The 20119-nt window shown below is 69.5% G+C and carries 19 protein-coding genes and 1 pseudogene; 11 read left to right on the top strand and 9 right to left on the bottom strand.

All coding sequences use genetic code 11. The features are described 5' to 3' along the window. Nucleotides 1-4: 4 nt before the first annotated feature. Nucleotides 5-1456 carry an aminopeptidase P family protein gene (locus tag B0I29_RS17980; protein WP_111650137.1) on the bottom strand — a complete coding sequence of 484 codons (1452 nt, stop codon included), beginning with the start codon at nt 1454-1456 and terminating at the stop codon, nt 5-7. Nucleotides 1457-1633: 177 nt separating this feature from the next. Beyond that, on the bottom strand, nt 1634-2194 hold the full coding sequence (locus B0I29_RS17975; protein ID WP_220091337.1) for a superoxide dismutase family protein: 561 nt from the start codon (nt 2192-2194) through the stop codon (nt 1634-1636). An 810-nt stretch (nt 2195-3004) separates the two neighbouring features. Here B0I29_RS17975 and B0I29_RS47445 point away from each other — a divergent pair. Together B0I29_RS47445 and B0I29_RS17965 are read left to right on the top strand one after the other, a co-directional pair. Beyond that, complete coding sequence (locus tag B0I29_RS47445; RefSeq protein WP_260329132.1) at nt 3005-3133, top strand: hypothetical protein; 129 nt, start codon at nt 3005-3007, stop codon at nt 3131-3133. A 542-nt stretch (nt 3134-3675) separates the two neighbouring features. Further along, on the top strand, nt 3676-4614 hold the full coding sequence (locus tag B0I29_RS17965) for a carbohydrate kinase family protein (protein ID WP_111650135.1): 939 nt from the start codon (nt 3676-3678) through the stop codon (nt 4612-4614). 68 nt (nt 4615-4682) lie between these two features. Here B0I29_RS17965 and B0I29_RS17960 read toward each other — a convergent pair whose 3' ends face one another. The 4 genes from B0I29_RS17960 to B0I29_RS17945 are packed head-to-tail and all read right to left on the bottom strand — an operon-like array spanning nt 4683 to nt 7318. Next, entirely contained in the window at nt 4683-5078 is a 396-nt protein-coding gene (locus tag B0I29_RS17960; protein ID WP_111650243.1) for a thioesterase family protein, read from the bottom strand. A gap of 9 nt (nt 5079-5087) precedes the next feature. Further along, on the bottom strand, nt 5088-6578 hold the full coding sequence (locus B0I29_RS17955; RefSeq protein WP_375790584.1) for a PH domain-containing protein: 1491 nt from the start codon (nt 6576-6578) through the stop codon (nt 5088-5090). Continuing rightward, entirely contained in the window at nt 6575-7087 is a 513-nt protein-coding gene (locus B0I29_RS17950) for a PH domain-containing protein (RefSeq protein WP_111650134.1), read from the bottom strand. The genes B0I29_RS17955 and B0I29_RS17950 overlap by 4 nt, the downstream gene beginning before the upstream one ends. Nucleotides 7088-7096: 9 nt before the next feature. After that, entirely contained in the window at nt 7097-7318 is a 222-nt protein-coding gene (locus B0I29_RS17945) for a hypothetical protein (RefSeq protein ID WP_111650133.1), read from the bottom strand. A gap of 368 nt (nt 7319-7686) precedes the next feature. Between B0I29_RS17945 and B0I29_RS17940 the strand changes: the two are divergent. The 3 genes and pseudogenes from B0I29_RS17940 to B0I29_RS17930 form a co-directional block, all read left to right on the top strand. Then, nucleotides 7687-8724 (top strand): annotated as a pseudogene (locus B0I29_RS17940) (AAA family ATPase); the annotation flags it as partial. A gap of 356 nt (nt 8725-9080) precedes the next feature. Continuing rightward, complete coding sequence (locus B0I29_RS17935; RefSeq protein ID WP_111650132.1) at nt 9081-10100, top strand: DUF58 domain-containing protein; 1020 nt, start codon at nt 9081-9083, stop codon at nt 10098-10100. Continuing rightward, on the top strand, nt 10097-11047 hold the full coding sequence (locus B0I29_RS17930) for a VWA domain-containing protein (protein WP_111650131.1): 951 nt from the start codon (nt 10097-10099) through the stop codon (nt 11045-11047). The genes B0I29_RS17935 and B0I29_RS17930 overlap by 4 nt, the downstream gene beginning before the upstream one ends. 397 nt (nt 11048-11444) lie before the next feature. On the opposite strand, the gene B0I29_RS17925 is transcribed toward B0I29_RS17930, so the two are convergent. Both B0I29_RS17925 and B0I29_RS17920 read right to left on the bottom strand, forming a co-directional pair. Beyond that, nucleotides 11445-12107, bottom strand: coding sequence for a response regulator (locus tag B0I29_RS17925; RefSeq protein ID WP_111650130.1), 663 nt, complete (start codon nt 12105-12107; stop codon nt 11445-11447). Continuing rightward, nucleotides 12104-13327: a sensor histidine kinase gene (locus B0I29_RS17920; protein WP_181557852.1), complete on the bottom strand. Its 1224-nt coding sequence runs from the start codon at nt 13325-13327 to the stop codon at nt 12104-12106. Before B0I29_RS17920 ends, B0I29_RS17925 begins: the two co-directional genes overlap by 4 nt. A gap of 96 nt (nt 13328-13423) precedes the next feature. On the opposite strand from B0I29_RS17920, the gene fabG reads away from it, so the two are divergent. Genes fabG through B0I29_RS17890 form a run of 6 tightly spaced genes read left to right on the top strand, consistent with a single transcriptional unit; the run spans nt 13424 to nt 19594 of the window. Beyond that, nucleotides 13424-14128, top strand: a complete 705-nt coding sequence (gene fabG, locus B0I29_RS17915; RefSeq protein ID WP_111650241.1) for a 3-oxoacyl-ACP reductase FabG — start codon at nt 13424-13426, stop codon at nt 14126-14128. A 32-nt stretch (nt 14129-14160) separates the two neighbouring features. After that, complete coding sequence (gene fabI / locus B0I29_RS17910) at nt 14161-14928, top strand: enoyl-ACP reductase FabI (protein WP_111650128.1); 768 nt, start codon at nt 14161-14163, stop codon at nt 14926-14928. Between the two features lie 20 nt (nt 14929-14948). Continuing rightward, nucleotides 14949-15977, top strand: a complete 1029-nt coding sequence (locus B0I29_RS17905; protein WP_111650127.1) for a ferrochelatase — start codon at nt 14949-14951, stop codon at nt 15975-15977. Beyond that, on the top strand, nt 15977-16756 hold the full coding sequence (locus B0I29_RS17900; RefSeq protein ID WP_111650126.1) for an HAD-IIA family hydrolase: 780 nt from the start codon (nt 15977-15979) through the stop codon (nt 16754-16756). The genes B0I29_RS17905 and B0I29_RS17900 overlap by 1 nt, the downstream gene beginning before the upstream one ends. 52 nt (nt 16757-16808) lie before the next feature. After that, a complete protein-coding gene (locus tag B0I29_RS17895) occupies nt 16809-17384 on the top strand; it encodes a hypothetical protein (protein ID WP_111650125.1) in 576 nt (191 codons plus the stop codon). Then, nucleotides 17381-19594, top strand: a complete 2214-nt coding sequence (locus B0I29_RS17890; RefSeq protein WP_111650124.1) for an RCC1 domain-containing protein — start codon at nt 17381-17383, stop codon at nt 19592-19594. The genes B0I29_RS17895 and B0I29_RS17890 overlap by 4 nt, the downstream gene beginning before the upstream one ends. Here B0I29_RS17890 and B0I29_RS17885 read toward each other — a convergent pair. Further along, nucleotides 19579-20097: a signal peptidase I gene (locus tag B0I29_RS17885; protein WP_111650123.1), complete on the bottom strand. Its 519-nt coding sequence runs from the start codon at nt 20095-20097 to the stop codon at nt 19579-19581. The two genes, B0I29_RS17890 and B0I29_RS17885, sit on opposite strands and share 16 nt — an antisense overlap. Between the last annotated feature and the right edge of the window lie 22 nt (nt 20098-20119).

Genomic DNA, 20119 nt, shown 5'->3' with positions numbered 1-20119 from the left:
AACGTCACACAGGTAACCGCGGTCCCGCTTCGCGCTGCGACGCCAGCCACTGCTCGACCTCACCGGAGGAGCGCGGCAGGCCGGCCGACAGGTTGCGGCAGCCGTCGCTGGTGACCAGAACGTCGTCCTCGATCCGGACGCCGACACCCTGCAACTCGGCCGGGACCAGGTCGTCCTCGGCCTGGAAGTAGAGACCCGGCTCGACGGTCAGCACGTAGCCTTCCTTGAGCTCACCGTCCCGGTACGACTCCTTGCGGGCGTTCGAGCAGTCGTGCACGTCGATGCCGAGCATGTGGCCGAAACCATGCAGCGTCCACCGGCGGTAGACCGTGCTGTTCTCGCTCATCGCCTCGTCCACGCTGACCGGCAGCAGGCCGAGATCGTTCAGACCCTCGGCGAGCACGCGCATGCAGGTCTGGTGGATGTCCTTGAACTTCACACCCGGCCGGATCGCGTCCATGCCGGCCTGCTGCGACGCGTGCACGATGTCGTAGACCTGGCGCTGCAGCGGCGTGAACGTCCCGTTGACCGGCACCGTGCGGGTCACGTCGGCGGTGTAGAGGTTGTTGCCCTCGACACCCATGTCCATCAGCAGCAGTTCGCCGGGAGTGGTGACGCCGGTGTTGCGTACCCAATGAAGGATCGTGGCGTGCGGCCCGGAACCGACGATGGAGCTGTAACCCACGTCGTTGCCCTCGTGCCGCGCCCGCAGCCCGAACACGCCCTCCAGCAGCCGCTCCTTGACCGGACGGTCGGCCGGGAGCACCCGGGCCACGTCTTCGAAGCCGCGCACTGTCGCGTCGATCGCGGCCTGCAGCTGGCCGATCTCCCACTCGTCCTTGACCAGCTTGAGCTCGGAGATCACCCACGCCAGCTCGCGGTCGCGGGGCTTCTCCCGGTTCGGCTCGTAGGCCAGCACCGCCCGGTCCACGTTCGCATCGAGGCCGCGCAGCACCCGGGTGCGCCCCGGCGCCGAACCGGCCAGCACCGTGCCGAGCTGCCCCAGCGACGCCGTGTCCACACCCAGCTCAGCCGACTTCTCGGCGAGCGTGTGGGTGCGCCCGATCCAGAGCTCACCGTTGCGGTCCCGGAAGAACCGGTCGGTCTCCTTGGAGTTGCGCTCCCGCGTGAACAGCACCGCGTCATGCCCCGAACCGGTCGGCAGCAGCACCAGCACGCTGTCCGGGTCACGGTCGCCGGTCAGATAGAAGAAGTCACTGCCGGGACGGAACGGGTAATCGGTGTCGTTCGCCCGCACCTTCTCGTTGCCGCTCGGAATGATCAGCGTCTCACCCGGGAACGCCTCGGAGAGCGCCGCCCGCCGCTTGGCGTAGTTGGGAACCTCTGGCAGCGGCGTCACCGCGAGCGGATCCTCCCGCCAGCCACTGCGCATGAACTGCAGAAACGCCTCCGGGAAATCCGGATCGTGCGACTCCGTCTTGGCTTGCTCGGCCATCTGAGGATGCCTCCGTTCTCGCTGGCTCGACGGTACAACCCCAGCGGTGCGCCCGGCAGGCGCGGTCACTTCCGCTCCCGCTCTTGCTTATACGCCCGGACGGCTTCAGCTGTTTGGTGAAAGCCTCCACGGCCCCCGCAAGCAACGGCATCGCACCCACGCCGTTGAGGTGGCCTCTTATCCGCGGCCCGGCTGGTTCACATAGGCCGGAACCGGATCCCGCGTGAGACAGGCCAGCCTCGCCCCAGCGGTCCCGGCCTCACCATGCGCGGTGTGGGTTCCCTCAGCGTGCAGCACGAACGACCACGGCGGCCGCGCCGCGTCGAACCGCCACTGCTGAACACTCGTGGCTTTTGCGGTCCCCGCAGCGTCAGTGGTGAAGTCCAGCCAGATCTCATTGGCGGGGTTGGCATAGACCGGATCCACCGAAGGCTTCCCCGGCCCAGCAGCCGGATCCACCCGATGCTGATAGTGCGGCCCAGCCTCGGCGGGGTCAGCCGTGCACGGGTTGTTGTGCAGGTGAGCCCCGTACTTCCGCCCCGGAACCAGCCCGGCCAGCTCAGCCTTGACGGTGACACTGCCCGCGGCTTCGTTGACGCTGACCTCAGCGGTCGCACCTACCGGCACAGCGGCAGCGTCATAGGTGACCGCGGTGGCCCCTTCCCGCCACGCCCGGAAGGTCCCCGAACTGACCGGCCCGGGCTCCAGCCCAGGCGCCGCATCCGGCACAGCTGACACGGACACCTCAGGCGAGGCCGGCGTAGCCATGGCGCTGGCACAGGCCCCGAGCACAAGCGGAACCGCCAAAAGCACAAGTCGAAAATTCATCCCCAAAGTGTCGCAAAATCACCCATATAACTAGCCACACAACCCCCCAAAGCGGTCTGAGCTTCCGTGACCACGGGGAATCCCAGCAACCGTGCGAGCCCCGGCCACCCACCCACGGGGCAAGCGCCCACACTCGGCCAGCTCCCACCGCCGCCCCAAACGGCGCCCAGGCAGGTCCCGCCCCCACAGGTCCAGCCCCCCGCAGGTCGTGCCCCTGCAGGTGGTGCCTCCGCAGGTCTAGCCCCTGCAGGTGGTGCCCCCGCAGGTCTAGCCCCCGCAGGTCTAGCCCCCCCCGCGGGTCGTGCCTCCGCGGGTCGTGCCTCCGCGGGTCGTGCTCCCGCGGGTCTCGGCGCCGCGGGTCCCGTTGCCGCGGGGCGAGCCGTAGCTCAGCCCTGTAATGAGGCTGCGATGACCTATCTGGCCTACGGCTCGCCGGGCGGTCGGCCTGCCCGGCGACCAGCTCGCCCGGAGACCGGATCCGATCCGCTCTGCCGGACCAAAGGCATCACGCCGCGAGCAACCACCCGGTGTGTGTCGAGTAAAGGCGCGCATCGAACCCGAAATCGACACACCCGTCTGCCCCGCGCGACATTGGGCCGCCGTTCCCACCGGGCCGTGGTTCAAGGACCACGATCGCCGCGGAAAACCGGGAGCGGAGAAGTGATCAAACCCGAGCGTCCACTGCTAGCGCGCGATCTCAATCGGCCAGCAGGTTCAGCAGTGACAACCAACAGCCCCAACCGGCTGCACGCCACGGTCGCCACACCGTACGGCCGGCAGCCATCCGGTGCAGCCGCCCTGCCCCGGCTGCACGCCACGGTCGCCGTACCGTTAAGCCGGCAGCCATGAGCGACAGCCACCCCAACGCCAGCTGCACACTGGGGTCGCCGCAGCGTTGAGCCGGCAGCCATAGGGTGCAGCCACTCCGCAACGGGAGAACTCTGCACGGCCCACCGCCACCGCGATCCGCTCCAGTCCAGCCAGCCACCAACAACCGAAGCGCCGAAGCGCCGGGGCAGAGGCCAGCTTGTGCTTGTGGTCGCGCAGGGGCCGAAAACGCGACCGTAAGCGCGAGCCGCTTCCGCTCGGCTCGTGCATGTGGTCGCGTGAGCGCCGAAAACGCGACCGTAGGCGCGAGCCGCTCCCGCTTGGCTTGTGCTTGTGGCCGCGCAGGGGCCGAAAACGCGACCGTAGGCGCGAGCCGCTTCCGCTCGGCTTGTGCTTGTGGTCGCGCAGGGGCCGAAAATACGACCACAAGCGCGAGCCCGGGACTGGGGCTCGTGCTTGCGGCGGCGGGTGCCTCGCGCAGGCGGAAGGGTGCCGTGAACGGACGCCGTGACTGGAGGCCGTCTGGGGTGAGAGGCTGGCTCGGGACGGCGGAGGGGGCGGTCATGGGTTACGCGATGGTCATGGGCGAGGCACTGATCGACCTGCTGGAGGCTGACGCCGGCGGGGAGCAGATCTACAAGCAGGCGATCGGCGGCGCACCACTCAACGTCGCTGTCGGCGTAGCCCGGCTGGGCGGCGAGGTCACCTACGCCGGCTCGCTGAGTAACGATGTCCTCGGCGACCGCATATCAGCATTTATCCGAAATGCTGGAGTCAACGAACGCGGCATCCGCCGAGTAACCGCGCCCACCACGCTGGCAGTGACCACATTCGAAGGCGCTGAACCAACCTTCACCTTCTACGGTGAGCCACCCTCCTACGCGCTGCTGACGCCCGATGACCTGGACGAAACTACCGTCGCAGACGCGAAAGTCCTTTACACCGGCTCGATCTGCCTGCTCCGCGAACCCTTCCGCTCAGCAGCCAGAAAAGCGTGGCAGACCCCCGGCCCTCTGAAGGTCTTCGACCCCAACGTCCGCCCCACACTTCTACCGGACGCCGCCGCGATCAAAGCTCTCCAAACCCTGGTCGAAGAATTCTTCACCACCGCCGACCTGGTAAAACTCAGCCAAGCTGACGCGACGATCCTGTACGACGAGCCGGACCCGGCAGTCGCCGCCGAGCGGATCCGCGCAGTGGGAGCCAAGGCCGTGGTCGTCACCTGCGGATCAAAAGGCGCCTACATTGCCGCGCAAGACGGTGGCGTGATGCTGCCCGCCCCGGCAGTGGCCGCCATCGACGCGACCGGCGCCGGTGACTCGGTGATGGGCGCCCTGATCCGCCGCCTGCTGGACGAGGGCCGGCCCGGCAGCCTGGCGGACTGGCAGCGCCATGTGCGCTTCGCCCTCGCCGTAGCCGGCCTGGTCTGCGAACGCCCGGGTGGCGCCACCGCGATGCCGACCGCCCCCGAGCTGACCACCCGCTGGGGCGCCCTGCTCTAGCGAAGAAGCCCGACCGAAGAAGCCCTACCGAAAAGCCGGAGCCAAGAAACCCGAAAAACCAAAAACCCCTACCGAAGAACCTCTGCCCCAGCGATAAAACGCTGCCGCTCCACCAGAATCCGCTCCACCCGCACCTCGGCCACGACCGCACCCCGATCCCGAACCGTGACGTCGAAGACCAGCGTGCGCCCGTCCACCTTGGTCAGCGTCGCTGTGGCGGCGACGGTACGCCCCACCGGCGTCGGCGCGCGATGTTCGATCTCAGCCCGGCTGCCGACCGTGGTGACGCCGCCGGGGATCTGCCGTGCGGTGGCGGCGACGGTGGCTGCTTCGGCCAAGGCGAGCAGCCGGGGCGTGCCCAGCACCGGCACGTCACCGGAGCCGATGGACTGCGCGGTGTCGGCGTCGGTGACGGTCAATTCGACTCGGGCGTTCAGCCCCGGTGCGAACTCCGGAAACTCCATCCACACACCTTAGGACCCGCCAACCCGCGCCGCCCGAGCCCGAACCGCCAGCTGCTCGGCAAGCGCCCAAGCCTCAGCAAGATCCCGATCACGAGCCACTCCGGACCGGCCACCGGCGGTGTCGGCGTAAACGGTCGCCAGCCCGAGCCTGCGCTGCAACGGCCCTTGAACCACACGCACGCTCTGCAACCGTGCGTACGGAACCAGGCTCACCTCGCGCGTGACCCGCCCCTGCCGGGTGACGAACACGTCAGGCGTCAGCCCGGCCCCGTAGAACCGCAGCCCGATCGGGTGCAGCCAGCGCGCACGCGCCGGAGGCGGCGAGGTGGCGAGAGTCGCCAGGTCGACACCGGGTAGAACCGCCGCGACCAGCGAACGCGCGGTAGCGATGTCCCCGACCGGCATCAGCCGATCCGAGTTCTTGTCGTCACCGGGCTCCGGCCCGCTGTACCCGGCGATGTCGAGCCGCAGGTTGAGCCACCGCGCCTTGCGCCACAGGAACGGCCAGATGACCCGCACGGTCTGCACCCGGAACGGCGGCACCACCTGATTGCGCGTCTCGACCAGCCCGTAGTGCAGCACGAGCCGCCGGTCCCGGTCACGGCCGAGCTGGAAATCCCAGTCGCCGAGCACCCGCCGGATCGGCTGGAGCAGCACACCGGCCATCGCGGTCACGGTGCTGGCGATCCCGACGAACGTCCACGATCCCTCCATCACGAACTGCGTCACCACCCACGCGACACCGATCGGCAGGAAGAACGCCTGCGGCGTCAGCAACTGGCTGATCAGCAGGTCACGGTTGCGAACGCGATAAAGGGGGGCCTGCGCGGTGGTCACCGCCGCGGCCCCGGCCGCCGGCTCCGCGACACTCGCGCTTTGACCAGCTTGGGTACGCGCGGAGAGCGCGAGAAGCCGTTCCCGGAGCAGTCCCGCTTCCCGGACCGTGAGGTACGCCAGTGGCGCCTCGGTCTTGCCGCCGCCGACGACTTCGAGGCGGAGTTCGGCGAGTCCGGTGAGCTGGGCGAGTAGTGGCCGGCGCAGCTCGACGGACTGGAGACGGTCGAGTGGGATGGCCCGGTTGCGGCGCCAGATCAGTCCTTCGGCGATCCGCAGTTCCCGGCCGATCACCTGGTACCCGGTGTTGTACCAGCCGATCACCGAGAAGATCACGACCCCGACGGCGAGGATGGCGACGAGCATGGCGAAGTGCGTGGTCCCGAGCTGGGACAGCGTCTGCCAGGACAGCGCCGCGACGATCACCACGATGCTCTTGGCGCCGCTCAGCAACGGGCTGAGCGGATGCAACCGCTGCCGCGTCTCCAGCCCGGCTCCCGGATCAGCCTGCCACCCGGGAGGCGGATATCCAGGAGGTGGAGCGGTGGCATGCCAGCCGGGCGCACCGGGGAAGTGTTCTGGATGAGGCCCGGGAACAGCTGACGGGTGAGCGGGGTCCGGCGACGGGCCCGGTGGGACTGACGGGGGCAGGCCGGCGCTGGTCACAGGCCCTCGGCCCGGTCCTCGCCGAGGGCGGTCAACCGGTCACGCAGCCGGGACGCCTCCTCGGGCGGCAACCCCGGCACCCGGGCGTCACTGGCCGCCGCCGCGGTGTGCAGCTGCACGGTGGCCAGCCCGAACGCCCGCTCCAGCGGTCCTGCGGTGACGTCGACGTACTGCATCCGCGCGTACGGAACGATCGAAAGATGGCGGAGCAGCAGGCCGTGCCGGACCAGGAGGTCGTTGTCGCGTTCGGCATATCCCCAGGCGCGCACGGCCCGCACGTGGACGACGGCGCGCCAGACGCCGAGCAGCAGGACCACGCCGATCCCGATGAGCCAGCCGGGATGGCGGCTGAAGAACCAGGCGATGCCGAGGCCGGCGGTGAAAACCGCGAGCCAGACGGCCAGGCCGATCAGCTCCACGACGATCAGTTTGGGGGAGACGGGGCGCCATTCGACCGTGTCGGGCCACGGTTCGAGGGCATCGACTGTGGTGCTGGGCGGCTCGCTCACATATGAAGCCTATGAGATGACCGCATCTCCTGCCGCCGTGAAGGGTGTGACCTCTCGCAGGAAGCGCCGCGCTTCGAGGAAGGCGCCGAGCGTCTCGCGGTGATCCGCGCAGGCCAGCCAGACTTTGCGGCGGTCCGGGGTGTGCAGTTTCGGATTGTTCCAATGCAGCTGCCAGGCCGCGGGAAGGCGGCAACCCTTGGCGGAGCACTGGGGTGATAGATCCTCAACCATTCCGAACACCTTACGGAGTGGGCCAGATTGCCCTTGGGAGGAAGAGTTAGCGCCGGGCGGCCACGGGGGAAGCCGCCCGGCGACAAGGGAAATGCTACACGCTCCAAATCCGCGCGGATCCACCCGGTGACGGTGCCCGATCCGGCGGATCGCGCAGAAAGATCAACACGACCGGCCTCTTGCGCTCAGGGCTGCGGTCGTTGCTGGCAGAGGCGATGATGACGGGGAGGTGACAGCCCTGATGACCAGAATGGGCAAGTGCGGCCGGAAGACTTCTTAGGAACCTCCCAGCCGTGTGGTGTTGTCTGTCGTGTAAGTCTTGAACGTCGGCATCCATGTCGGCGTATCACGACCGTTGTGGAGGACCGGTGTCCCAGCCGAGCATGCCCGAGACCGAGACCAGTCCCGGCGCCCTGGCGCCGGTCACGCCCGCGCAGGACGCGTCACAGCTAGAGCGGGCCATGTTCGAGGTGAAACGGGTCATCGTCGGCCAGGACCGGATGGTCGAGCGGATGTTCGTGGCGCTGCTCGCCCGCGGCCACTGCCTGATCGAGGGTGTTCCCGGCGTGGCCAAGACCCTTGCCGTGGAGACCCTGGCCAAGGTGGTCGGTGGTTCGTTCTCCCGGGTGCAGTTCACCCCTGACCTGGTCCCGGCCGACATCGTCGGCACCCGGATCTACCGGCAGTCGAGCGAGCAGTTCGACGTGGAGCTCGGCCCCGTCTTTGTGAACTTCCTGCTTGCCGACGAGATCAACCGGGCTCCGGCCAAGGTGCAGTCGGCGCTGCTCGAGGTGATGGCCGAGCACCAGGTGTCGATCGGCGGCAAGAGCCACGCGGTCCCCGACCCGTTCCTGGTGATGGCGACACAGAACCCGATCGAGCAGGAGGGTGTCTACCCGCTGCCCGAGGCCCAGCGGGACCGCTTCCTCATGAAGATCATCGTGGGTTACCCGACGGACACCGAGGAACGCGAGATCGTCTACCGGATGGGCGTGAGCGCGCCGGAGCCGAAACAGGTCTTCACCTCCGAGGACCTGCTCGCCCTGCAGCGCCGCGCCGACCAGGTCTTCGTGCACAACGCGCTGGTCGACTACACGGTCCGGCTGGTCCTCGCGACCCGTGCCCCGGCCCAGCACGGCATGCCCGACGTGGCGCAGCTGATTCAGTACGGCGCGAGCCCCCGTGCCTCGCTCGGCATCGTCCGGGCCACCCGGGCCCTCGCGCTGCTCCGCGGCCGTGACTACGCGCTGCCGCAGGACCTTCAGGACATCGCGCCGGACATCCTGCGGCACCGCCTGGTGCTCAGTTACGACGCGCTCGCCGACGACATCCCGGCCGACCACATCGTCGCCCGGATCATGCAGACCGTCCCGATGCCGTCGGTCGCGTCCCGCCAGGGCGCCAGCCCGAACGGCAACCACGGCGGCAACCATGGTGGCAACCCCAACGGCAATCTCAACGGCGGCTTCCCCAGCGGTCCGGCCGGCGGCTTCAACGGTCACGGCGCACCGCAGATCCAGCCGACCAGCGGTGTCCCGGCCGCGGTCTTCGACCCTCGCCAGCAGCAGCCCTACCCCCAGGCCGGCGGAGCACAGTTCGGCGGAGGCCAGCCCGGCGGCGCACACGCCGGCGCAGGCCAGCCCGGCGGCGCACACGCCGGCGGCGCTCAGCCCGGCGCGGGACAGCAGCCCGGCGCGGCACAGCCCGGCCAGAACCCCGGCGATCAGAGCCCCGGCGGCCACCAGGCCGGCGGCCCGCAGGGCTGGCACGGCCAGCAGTGACCGCCCCGGGCCAGACGCCCGTCGCGCCGGATGAGTCGGCGCGGGCCGAGGCTGTCCTCGGCCGCCTCCAGCTGCTGGTCACCCGCAAACTCGACGGGCTGCTCCAGGGTGATTACGTCGGCCTGCTGCCCGGACCGGGCACCGAGGCCGGCGAGTCCCGGGAGTACCGCCCGGGCGACGACGTCCGCCGGATGGACTGGCCGGTCACGGCACGCACCACCCAGCCGCACGTGCGCCGCACGGTCGCCGACCGGGAACTCGAGACGTGGATGGCGATCGACCTCTCGGCCAGTCTGGACTTCGGCACGGCACGCTGGCTCAAGAGTGATCTGGTGATCGCCGCGGCCACCGCGGTCACGCACCTCACCGCACGGGGCGGCAACCGGATCGGCGCGGTGGTCGGCACCGGTTCGGGCGTACCGCAGAAAAGCGCGAGCTGGTGGCGCCGCAAGGCGGCGACGGCGCCGAGCCAGCCGCCGAGCTCGCCGATGGTCCGGATGCCGGCGCGTCCCGGCCGCAAGGAGGCGCAGGGGCTGCTGCGGGCGATCGCGCGCACTCGCATCCAGCCCGGGCGCGCCGACCTGGGCGAGTTGATCGAGATGCTGAATCGGCCGCCGCGCCGCCGTGGTGTTGCAGTGGTGATCTCCGATTTTCTGGCACCGGTGGAGTCCTGGGCGCGGCCGATGCGCAAGCTCGGTGTCCGGCACGACGTGCTGGCGATCGAGGTGGTCGATCCGCGAGAGTTGGAGCTGCCGGACGTCGGCGTGCTGACCCTGGCCGATCCCGAGTCCGGTGACCTGCACGAGGTGCAGACCGCCGATCCGAAACTTCGACAGCGTTACGCCGAGGCGGCCGGTGAGCAGCGGGCCGCCATCGCCCGCGCCTTGCGTGCCGGCGGCGCGGCTCACCTGCGGCTGCGCACCGACACCGACTGGCTGCTCGACATGGTCCGTTTCGTGGCGGCTCAACGCCACGCCCGCACCCGAGGGACCACACGATGATCCGTTTCCTGGCGCCGTGGTGGCTGCTGACGATCCTGCCGGTGCTCGGCATGGCCGGCCTCTACGTCTGGCGGCAGTTCCGCAAACGCAACTACGCGATGCGGTTCACCAACGTCGACCTGCTGCGCACCCTCGCGCCGAAAGGCCTGGGCTGGCGCCGGCACGTGTCGGCTGCCGCGTTCCTGCTGATGCTCGGCGCGCTGGCGGCGGCGACCGCCCGTCCGTCGGTCGACACCGAGCAGCCTCTGGAACGCGCCACGGTGATGCTCGCCATCGACGTGTCGCTCTCGATGCAGGCTGACGACGTGGCGCCGAGCCGCATCGAGGCCGCGCAGGAGGCGGCGAAAGCGTTCGTGAACGAGTTGCCGGCCACCTACAACCTGGGCCTGGTCTCGTTCGCGAAAGCGGCGAACGTGCTGGTCCCGCCGTCGAAGGACCGGTCCGCGGTGATCTCCGCGATCGACGGGCTGACGCTGGCCGAGGCGACCGCGACCGGTGAGGCCGTGTTCACGTCGCTGGACGCGATCCGCTCGGTGCCGTCGGACGGCGCGGACGGCGCCCCGCCGGCCCGGGTCGTGCTGCTCTCCGACGGTTACCGTACGTCGGGCCGGTCGATCGAGGACGCGGCGACCGCGGCCTCGCAGGCGAACGTGCCGGTGTCGACGATCGCGTTCGGCACCGACACCGGTGTGGTGGACATCCGTGGTTCGGTGCAGCGGGTGCCGGTGGACCGGCTGTCGTTGCAGGAGCTGGCGGAAAGCACCAAGGGCTATTTCTACGAGGCCGCTTCGGTGAGCGAGCTCAAGCAGGTCTACGAGGACATGGGCAGTTCGATCGGCCACCGGACCGAACCGCGCGAGGTGACCCAGTGGTACGCCGGAGCCGGCCTGCTGCTCGGCCTGCTGGGCGCGGGCCTGAGCCTGCTGTGGACGTCGAGACTGCCCTGACAGAGGACTAAGAGTTGTGGGCGAGAACGAAAAGCATGACCACCCATACCGACAGCAGGGTGAATCCGAGAGGTGCAACGAGGTTCTTCATGATCAACCCGCTTCCGCTGGCGACTGAGCGAAACTGAAACGCGCAGGTCACGGTCGCGGCCAAGCCGGCATCCGGCGTCGCGGCGCATGCGACGTTGCCGGCCGGCCGGGCGTAAGGCGGCAGAACCGGTGGATGCTGGTGGGAGAAATCTGGTCAGCGGTCAGAAACGCTGACGAGCGTCCCGGCCACGACTAGGAGGATCGCTATCTCGCACAGCGATCACCTCCATAGCTCGTTCGGGCCCTGGGAACAGTGTGGGAGCGTACCCCTTAAGTCGCACCTAAGAAAATCGGGTCACTCGATCAGTTATTCCCCGGCGGCGACCAGGCCGGTCTCGTAAGCGAGCACCACGGCCTGCGCCCGGTCGCGCAGCCCGAGCTTGCCGAGGATCCGGCCGATGTGGGTCTTCACGGTCTGTTCGGCGACGACCAGGTCAGCGGCGATCTCCTGGTTGGACCGGCCCCGCGCGATCAGCCGCAGCACGTCGGTCTCCCGCGGGGTCAGCGCGTTGAGCACGACCGGCCGCGGCCGGTTCGGGTGCGGCCGGGCGGCGAACTCGGCGATCAGCCGCCGGGTCACCGACGGCGCCAGCAACGCTTCGCCGGAGGCGACCACGCGTACCGCGTTGACCAGGTCAGCGGCGGGTGCGTCCTTGAGGAGGAAGCCGCTCGCGCCGGCGCGCAGTGCCTCGTAGACGTAGTCGTCGAGATCGAACGTGGTGAGAATCAACACCTTCGGCCCGCCGGCCGGATTCCCGCCCACCAGCCGCCGGGTCGCCTCCAGGCCGTCCATCACCGGCATCCGGACATCCATGAGTACGACGTCCGGGGCGAGCCTGCGAACCTCGGTGACCGCGTCGGCGCCGTTCGCCGCGTCGCCGACGACGAGCAGGTCGGGCTGGGCGGCGAGCAGCGCGCCGAACCCCTGCCGGACCATCGCCTGGTCGTCCGCGATCAAGACCTTGATCATGCGCGCTCCCGCTGCGTTCTCTCGTGTTGCCGGGGGATCGTCGCCACGACCTGATATCCACCCTCGCCGTCCGGACCGGCGTCGAGTTCGCCACCGAGAAGCGCGACCCGTTCCCGCATGCCGATCAGGCCATGACCGTCGCCGCCGGTGGTTTCCACGGTCATCCTGTTGTGCACGCGCAACTCCAGCGAGGCCGGATCAGCGCGAGCAGCGAGCCGCACCGGGCCGCCAGGCGCGTGCCGCGCCGCGTTCGCCAGCGCTTCCTGCACGATGCGGTACGCCGTGAGCCCCACCGTCTCGGGCAGGTCGGCAAGATCCTGGATCTCGGCCGACACCGGCAGCCCGGCTCGTTGCGCTGTGCTGACCAGGTCGGCGATTTGCGCGTACCCAGGCTGTGGCGCGGTGAGCGCCTGGTCCTGTTCCGCGCGCAGCACTCCCAGCAGGCGCCGCATGTCGGTGAGTGCCTCCCGGGCCGCCGCCGCGATCGTGGTCAGCTCTTCGCGAGCCGCGTCCGGAAGGCCCTCGATCCGGTACGGCGCGGTCTCCGCCTGCACCGCGATCATCGACATGTGGTGGGCCACCACGTCGTGCATCTCCCGGGCGATCCGGGCGCGTTCTTCGAGTACCGCTCGTTTGGCCCGTTCCAGTTCGTTGAGCTCGGACTGCTCGGCCAGCATCTCCCGGGTGCTGCGCCGCCGGGAGATGATGTCGCCGATCGCGGCGACGACGGCGATCAGCAGCGCCGCGCCCCACGCGTTGGCGTCCGGCGCGAAGATGAAGACCGGGATGACGGTGAGCGAGACTGCCCAGATGGTCACCAGCGACTCGTTCGTGGCGGCCAGCCGGAAGAGGACGACCAGCGCGCCGATGATCTGCACGGTGTTCCACGGCCAGGGCTCGTTCGGCTGCGCGTCGATGGTGCCGGCGAACAGCATCAGGAAGGCCAGCCGCCAGGCCATCACCGGCCGGCGGTACGCGACCAGCACCGGCAGCACCGACCCGATCGCGATCAGCGCGGCGGTCGGCCCGTCCAGTCCACGGACCTGGGTCAGGAAGTTGCCGGCGACCAGTCCGAGGCCGGCCAGCCCCAGCAGGAGCAGCGGCAACGCGTTCCGGTAACGCCGGCGCCGGGCCGGTGGCCTGCGGATCTCCTGTTTGAACGTTAGGTAAGTCAGCGGCCCCGTCACGCCGCCGCGACTGCCGGGGCCGTTAGTCTCCATTCCCAGCAGGTTACGACGCTGCGCTGAGGCTGTCGTGACCCTGCGGTGCCACCCGGCACCCCCTACCTGGGTATGACCTCGTCGAAGGAGTGGGTTGTGGCTCGCACCGTTCTGGTGACCGGAGGAAACCGCGGCATCGGTCTGGCCATCGCGCAGGCGTTCGCCAAGCAGGGCGACCGTGTCGCCGTGACGCACCGCGGCTCGGGCGTGCCGGATGGCCTGTTCGGGGTGCAGTGCGACATCACCGACAACGCGGCCGTCGACGCCGCGTTCACGTTCGTTGAGAACGAGCTGGGTCCGGTCGAGGTCCTCGTCGCGAACGCCGGCATCACCGACGACACGCTCCTGCTCCGGATGTCCGAGGATCAGTTCGAGCGGGTCATCGACACCAACCTGACCGGCGCGTACCGCTGCGCGAAGCGGGCCAGCGGCAAGATGCTGCGCGCCAAGTGGGGCCGGATGATCTTCATTTCCTCGGTCGTCGGCCTGTACGGCGGACCCGGACAGGTGAATTACGCGGCGAGCAAGGCCGGCCTGGTCGGCATGGCCCGCAGCATCACCCGCGAGCTGGGCACCCGCAACATCACCGCGAACGTGGTGGCGCCCGGCTTCATCGAGACCGAGATGACAGCAGTGCTGTCGGAGTCCCGCAAAGCAGAAATCATCAAGTCAGTCCCGGCCGGGCGCCTCGCGAGCGTGGACGAGGTCGCCGCCGCGGTGACCTTCCTGGCCAGTGACAGCGCGGCTTACATCTCGGGCGCCGTGCTGCCTGTCGACGGTGGCCTCGGAATGGGTCACTGATCAGCCCGGGTATTTTTTCAGGAGAGAATTACGTGTCTGGACTTCTGGCCGGTAAACGGCTGCTCATCACGGGTGTCATCACCGACGCCTCGATCGCGTTCTCGGCGGCGAAGGTCGCTCAGGAGAACGGCGCGACCGTGGTGCTGACCGGCTTCGGCCGGCTCTCGCTGGTCGAGCGGATCGCCAAGCGTCTGCCCGAGCCGGCCCCGGTGATCGAGCTCGACGTGACGAACCAGGAGCACCTGGACGGGCTGGCCGACAAGGTCCGCGAGCACGTCGACGGGCTCGACGGCGTGCTCCACTCGATCGGTTTCGCCCCGCAGAGCTGCCTCGGCGGCGGGTTCCTGGACGCTCCGTGGGATGACGTGGCAACGGCGCTGCACATCTCCACGTTCTCGTACAAGTCTCTCGCCATGGCGGCGCTGCCGCTGATGGGCCGGGGTGGCTCGGTCGTCGGCCTGACCTTCGACGCCACAAAGGCGTGGCCGGTCTACGACTGGATGGGCGTGGCGAAGGCCGGCCTGGAGTCCGCGAACCGGTACCTCGCGCTGCACCTCGGCAAGCAGGGCATCCGCAGCAACCTGGTCTCGGCCGGCCCGCTGCGCACGATGGCCGCCAAGTCGATCCCGGGCTTCTCGCAGTTCGAGGAGGCGTGGGCGGAGCGTTCGCCGCTCGGCTGGGACCTCAGCGACCCGGAGCCGACCGCGCGGGCCATTTGCGCACTGCTCTCCGATTTCTTCCCGGCGACCACGGGTGAGGTTGTGCACGTCGACGGGGGCTACCACGCTCTCGGGGCGTAACACGGTGGCAGGATGGTTGGGTGGTATACGACGCCTTCGTCCTGCTCTCCTTCGGTGGCCCTGAAAAGCCTGATGACGTGATGCCGTTCCTGCGCAATGTGGTGCGCGGGCGCGGAGTTCCGGATGAGCGCCTCGCCGAGGTGTACGAGCACTACATGCACTTCGGCGGGGTCTCCCCGATCAATCAGCAGTGCCGTGACCTGCTCGCGGCCGTCGGCGAGGAATTCGGCTCGCACGGCATCGACCTGCCCCTGTACTGGGGAAACCGCAACTGGCACCCGATGCTGGCCGACACCGTGGCGCAGATGCGCGACGACGGCATCGAGACCGCGCTCGGCTTCGCCACCAGCGCGTACGGCGGTTACTCCTCCTGCAAGCAGTACTGGGAGGACATCGCGGCGGCGCGGGCGCACGTCGGGCCCGGTGCGCCCCGGATCGTGAAATTGCGCCAGTTCCACGACCACCCCGGTTTTGTGGAGCCGAACATCGAGTCGGTGCGCGACGCACTGGCGACACTCGACCCGGCCCGCCGCGCGACCACCCGGCTGGTCTTCACCGCCCACTCGATCCCGGTCAGCATGGCGAACACGGCCGGCCCGACCGGCGGCCGGTACACCGCCCAGCTGGAGGAGACCGCCCGCCTGGTGCACGCCGCGGCCGCCTCCGACCTCGGTTACGACGTGGTCTGGCAGAGCCGCTCCGGCCCGCCGCACATCCCGTGGCTGGAGCCGGATGTCAACGACCACCTGGAGGCACTCGCCGAGAAAGGCGTGACCGACGTGGTGGTCAGCCCGATCGGATTCGTCTCCGACCACCTCGAAGTCATCTGGGACCTGGACAACGAGGCGAAGGAGACAGCGGACCGGCTCGGCCTCGGTTACGCCCGTGCCGCCACCCCCGGCGTCCACCCCCGGTTCGTCGCGATGGTGCGCGAGCTCGTGCAGGAACGTACCGCCGAGGCCGCACACACCGGGCTCGGTACGCTCCCGACCTGGGACCTCTGTCCCACCGACTGCTGCACGCCCCCACAGCGACGAGGAGCCCCCTGATGAAGGAACGCAAGCTTATCGAGAGCTGGCTCACCGACATGGACGGCGTGCTCGTCCACGAGGGCGTGCCGGTGCCCGGGGCGCCCGAGTTCGTCAATCGGATGAAGGCGTCCGGCAAGCCGTTCCTGATCCTCACCAACAACTCCATCTACACCCCTCGTGACCTCCAGGCCCGGCTCAACCGGATGGGCTTCGACGTCCCGGAGCAGTCGATCTGGACGGCCGCGCTGGCGACCGCGCAGTTCCTCTCCGACCAGCGGCCGGGCGGTACCGCGTACGTGATCGGCGAAGCCGGTCTGACCACCGCGATGCACGCCTCCGGTTACGTGCTCACCGAGTTCGAGCCGGACTACGTGGTCCTCGGCGAGACCCGGACCTACAGCTTCGAGGCGATAACCAAGGCGATCCGGCTGATCAACGGTGGCGCCCGGTTCATCTGCACGAACCCGGACGCCACCGGTCCGTCCAACGAGGGCCTGCTCCCGGCAGCCGGCTCGGTCGCCGCGATGATCTCCAAGGCGACCGGCGTGAAGCCGTACTTCGTCGGCAAGCCGAACCCGATGATGATGCGCTCGGCGCTGAACGCGATCGGCGCGCACAGCGAGACCACCGCGATGATCGGCGACCGGATGGACACCGACGTGCTCTGCGGCCTGGAGGCGGGCCTGGAGACGATCCTGGTGCTCACCGGGATCAGCAGCCGGATGGAGAGCGAGACCTACCCGTACCGTCCCTCGCGGATCGTGAACTCGGTGGCCGACCTCATCGACGAGATCTGAGCCCGTTTTCCTGAGGGCTCAGTAGTCCCACCCGTCGTCCGATCGGACATATGTGATCGGGCGACGGGTTGTTGTCGCCGTCGGGCTGGTGGGCGGCCTCGCGATCAGCGGCGCGCTGGTGTGGCACTCCACCGGCGCGGTCTTCTCCGCCTCGACCAGCAACACCGGCAACCAGTGGCAGGCCGGCAAGGTCGTGATCGGCACCGGCACGTCGAGCGCGCTGTTCGCCCTCGGCGGCACCAACCTCAAGCCCGGCGACACCGGCAGCCAGTGCATCACCGTGATCTACAGCGGGAACGTCCTGGCCACCGTGAAGATGTACGAGAGCGCGCAGTCCGGCAACCTCGCCCAGTACGTGCAGCTCACCGTCGACCGGGCGGACGGCGCCGGCGCGACCGACTGCAGTGACTTCGCCGCGCTCACCGGCCCGGTCAACGTCACCACCAGCTCCGACCTGGTCTGGCTGCGCACCAACGCCGGCACGTACGCCGACGGTCTGAGCCCCTGGACCGCCTCGGCCACGACGACAAAGACCTACCGATTCCGGTACGCGCTGAGCAACTCCGCGCCGAACTCGGTGCAGAACGAGACCGCGTCGGCCACGTTCGTCTGGGAGGCGCAGACGTGAGACGGCTGCTCGGTCTCGTGCTGCTCCTCGCGACCTGGACCGCGAACATCTCCTGGACCGGCTCGGCGACCAGCGGCACCTTCCCGAACGGCCCGGTGGCGGTCTGGGGTTACCTGCTGGAGGGCGAGTCCGGATACGGCGGCGCGGACCAGGGTTACCCGCTGCGGGTCGGCGCGGCCACCTGGACCGCCGTCGCCGCCCGCGACGACCTGACCTGCGCCATTCAGACCGGCGACAGCCTGTACTGCTGGGGCGACAACGCGGACGGCCGGGTCGGGGTGAGCTCGGCGAACAACATGGTGCCGGTTCCCACGGTGGCCAGTGGTGCGTACGCCTCGATGAGCGTCGGCGGCAAGGCGGTCTGCGCGATCGTGAAGACGGCCGCGACGCTCAGCTGCTGGGGCACGAACACCTCCGGCCAGCTCGGGCTGGGCGACACCACCAGCCGTGCCACGCCGACCTCGCTCGGCGCGACCACCTGGAACTCGGTGAGCGCCGGAGCCGAGTTCGCCTGCGGCGTGCACAAGGCCGACGACACCCTGTGGTGCTGGGGCAACAACACGTCCGGCCAGCTCGGCCTGGGTAGCACGACGACACAGACCAGCCCGGTGCAGGTCGGCGCTGCCACCTGGAGCCGGGTCACCGCCGGAGCCGACTTCGCCTGCGGCATGCGCAAGACCGACAGCACCCTGTGGTGCTGGGGCAGCAACGCGAACGGCCGGCTCGGCATCGGCAGCACGACGACACAGACCAGCCCGGTGCAGGTCGGCGCGGCGGCGTGGACCACCGTCACGGCGGGGCACGAGTCGGCCTGCGGGATCCGTGACGGCGGCAAGCTGTTCTGCTGGGGACGCAACGGCAGCGGGCAGCTCGGCGTCGGCGACACCACCGACCGGACGGCGCCCGAACAGGTGGGGTCGGCGACCACCTGGACGTCGGTGCGGCCCGGCCGCGGGCACACCTGCGCGCTGCGCAGCACCACCGAGACCTGGTGCTGGGGCAGTAGCGCGTCCGGCCAGCTCGGCAACGGCGACACCGCCACCCGGACCACGCCGAAGGAGATCGTCGGGGTGACCGGGTGGACGGGGCTTGCCTCCGGCACCGCGCACGGCTGCGGCCTGCGTACCGGCGGCATCCTGATGTGCTGGGGCGACAACGACCACGGGCAGCTCGGCCTGGAGTTGAAGAACCGGACCGCCAGCTTCAATCCGCGTACCGGGGCGGGGCCGTTCACCGTGCTGACCGCCGGGGGATCGTTCGTCTGCGGGCTGCGCGCCGGCCACACGCTCTGGTGCTGGGGCGCGAACAACCGGGGGCAGATCGGCGCCGGGGATGTGATCTACCGGTTCGCGGCCACCCAGGTCGCCGGCTCGTGGGCGCAGGTGTCGGCCGGCTGGGACCACACCTGCGGGGTGACCACGACCGGCGCCGGTTACTGCTGGGGGCGCGACAACAACGGGCGCGGCGGATCCGGCGTCTTCCAGCCGCCCACCAACGAGAACATCATGGCGCCGCTGCTCATCGCGGGCGGGCACATCTGGAGCAGGATGGGGCTGTCGGCGTTCAACAGCTGCGGGATCCGTACCGATCAGAGTCTGTGGTGCTGGGGTTCGCCGAACAACGGGGCGCTCGGGGACGGTGTCACCTACGCGAGCACGTACACCCGGCAGACCACGCCGGTGCAGACGGTGCCGCACGCCGCCACGTGGAGCACGGTCTCCGGCGGGGATTACTACCACTGCGGGTTGCGTACCGACGCCACGCTCTGGTGCTGGGGCCTCAATGACAAAGGGCAGATCGGCTCCGGCAGCGCGATCGCGGCCAACCCGACGCCGCTGCAGATCGCCGGGAGCTGGCGGGACATGTCCACCGGTTACGACCACGCGTGCGCCATCAAGACCGACCGCACGCTCTGGTGCTGGGGCGAGAACACCAGCGGTGAGCTGGGCCGGGGCGCCACCAGCACGTCCGGGGCGTCGCCGGGTCAGGTCGGCACGGACACCGACTGGGACACCGTGACGGCCGGCCGGGCGTTCACCTGCGCCCGCAAGACCGACTCCACGGTCTGGTGCTGGGGGATCAACACCGAGGGCCAGCTCGGGATCACCGCCAGCCTGACGGTTCGGACCTCGCCGGCGCAGGTGGCCGGCGTCACCGCGAGCGCGATCTTCGCGCAGAACTTCACCCAGACCATCTATGCGTTTCTCTGACGCAGGTGGCGCGGCCGCCTCTTCACCGACCACCCCATGGGTACGAGTAAACAGAGCACCGTCACGACAAGGACGGTCACTGCCAGACGCGGATAGTCGCGTTCCAGCCACCACAGCATCGGCAGTCCGACGTACGGCACCCGCAGCCTGCCCATGCCGGTCACCGAGCTGGCCGGGATCGGGGTGGAGTCGGCCGTACGGTTGGCGTCGCCTTTCGTCACGAAGAGCCCGTTCTCGGTGACCTGGGTGATCCGATGCAGGATCGATCGGCCGGGCCGGTTCGGGTCGTGGAACCGGATCACGTAACCGACCGCGACGTCGTCCTCCGGCAGCGGCGAGGTCACCACCACGTCGCCCGCCTCCACGGCCGGGCTCATCGAGCCGCTCACCACGACCGACGACGACCAGCCGAACAGCAGCGGGATCAGCGTCCAGAGCAGCAGCCCACCGGCGGCGCCCAGCACACTGACCGCCGAGAGGGACAGCACGGCCTTCCGGGTCACAACCACCCGTTCGGCATTTGTG

Origin of the sequence: Actinoplanes lutulentus (assembly GCF_003259845.1) — a bacterium.
GTDB lineage: Bacteria > Actinomycetota > Actinomycetes > Mycobacteriales > Micromonosporaceae > Actinoplanes > Actinoplanes lutulentus.
Note: the sequence above shows the minus strand (reverse complement) of the source record. Positions and strands in the feature narration are given on the sequence as shown.

Coding starts and splice junctions, on each gene's coding strand:
- B0I29_RS17900 (WP_111650126.1), top strand. CDS start 15,977: ATGAAGGAACGCAAGCTTATCGAGAGCTGGCTCACCGACATGGACGGC.
- B0I29_RS17965 (WP_111650135.1), top strand. CDS start 3,676: ATGGGTTACGCGATGGTCATGGGCGAGGCACTGATCGACCTGCTGGAG.
- B0I29_RS17930 (WP_111650131.1), top strand. CDS start 10,097: ATGATCCGTTTCCTGGCGCCGTGGTGGCTGCTGACGATCCTGCCGGTG.
- B0I29_RS17920 (WP_181557852.1), bottom strand. CDS start 13,327: ATGGAGACTAACGGCCCCGGCAGTCGCGGCGGCGTGACGGGGCCGCTG.
- B0I29_RS17980 (WP_111650137.1), bottom strand. CDS start 1,456: ATGGCCGAGCAAGCCAAGACGGAGTCGCACGATCCGGATTTCCCGGAG.
- B0I29_RS17945 (WP_111650133.1), bottom strand. CDS start 7,318: ATGGTTGAGGATCTATCACCCCAGTGCTCCGCCAAGGGTTGCCGCCTT.
- B0I29_RS17925 (WP_111650130.1), bottom strand. CDS start 12,107: ATGATCAAGGTCTTGATCGCGGACGACCAGGCGATGGTCCGGCAGGGG.
- B0I29_RS17960 (WP_111650243.1), bottom strand. CDS start 5,078: ATGGAGTTTCCGGAGTTCGCACCGGGGCTGAACGCCCGAGTCGAATTG.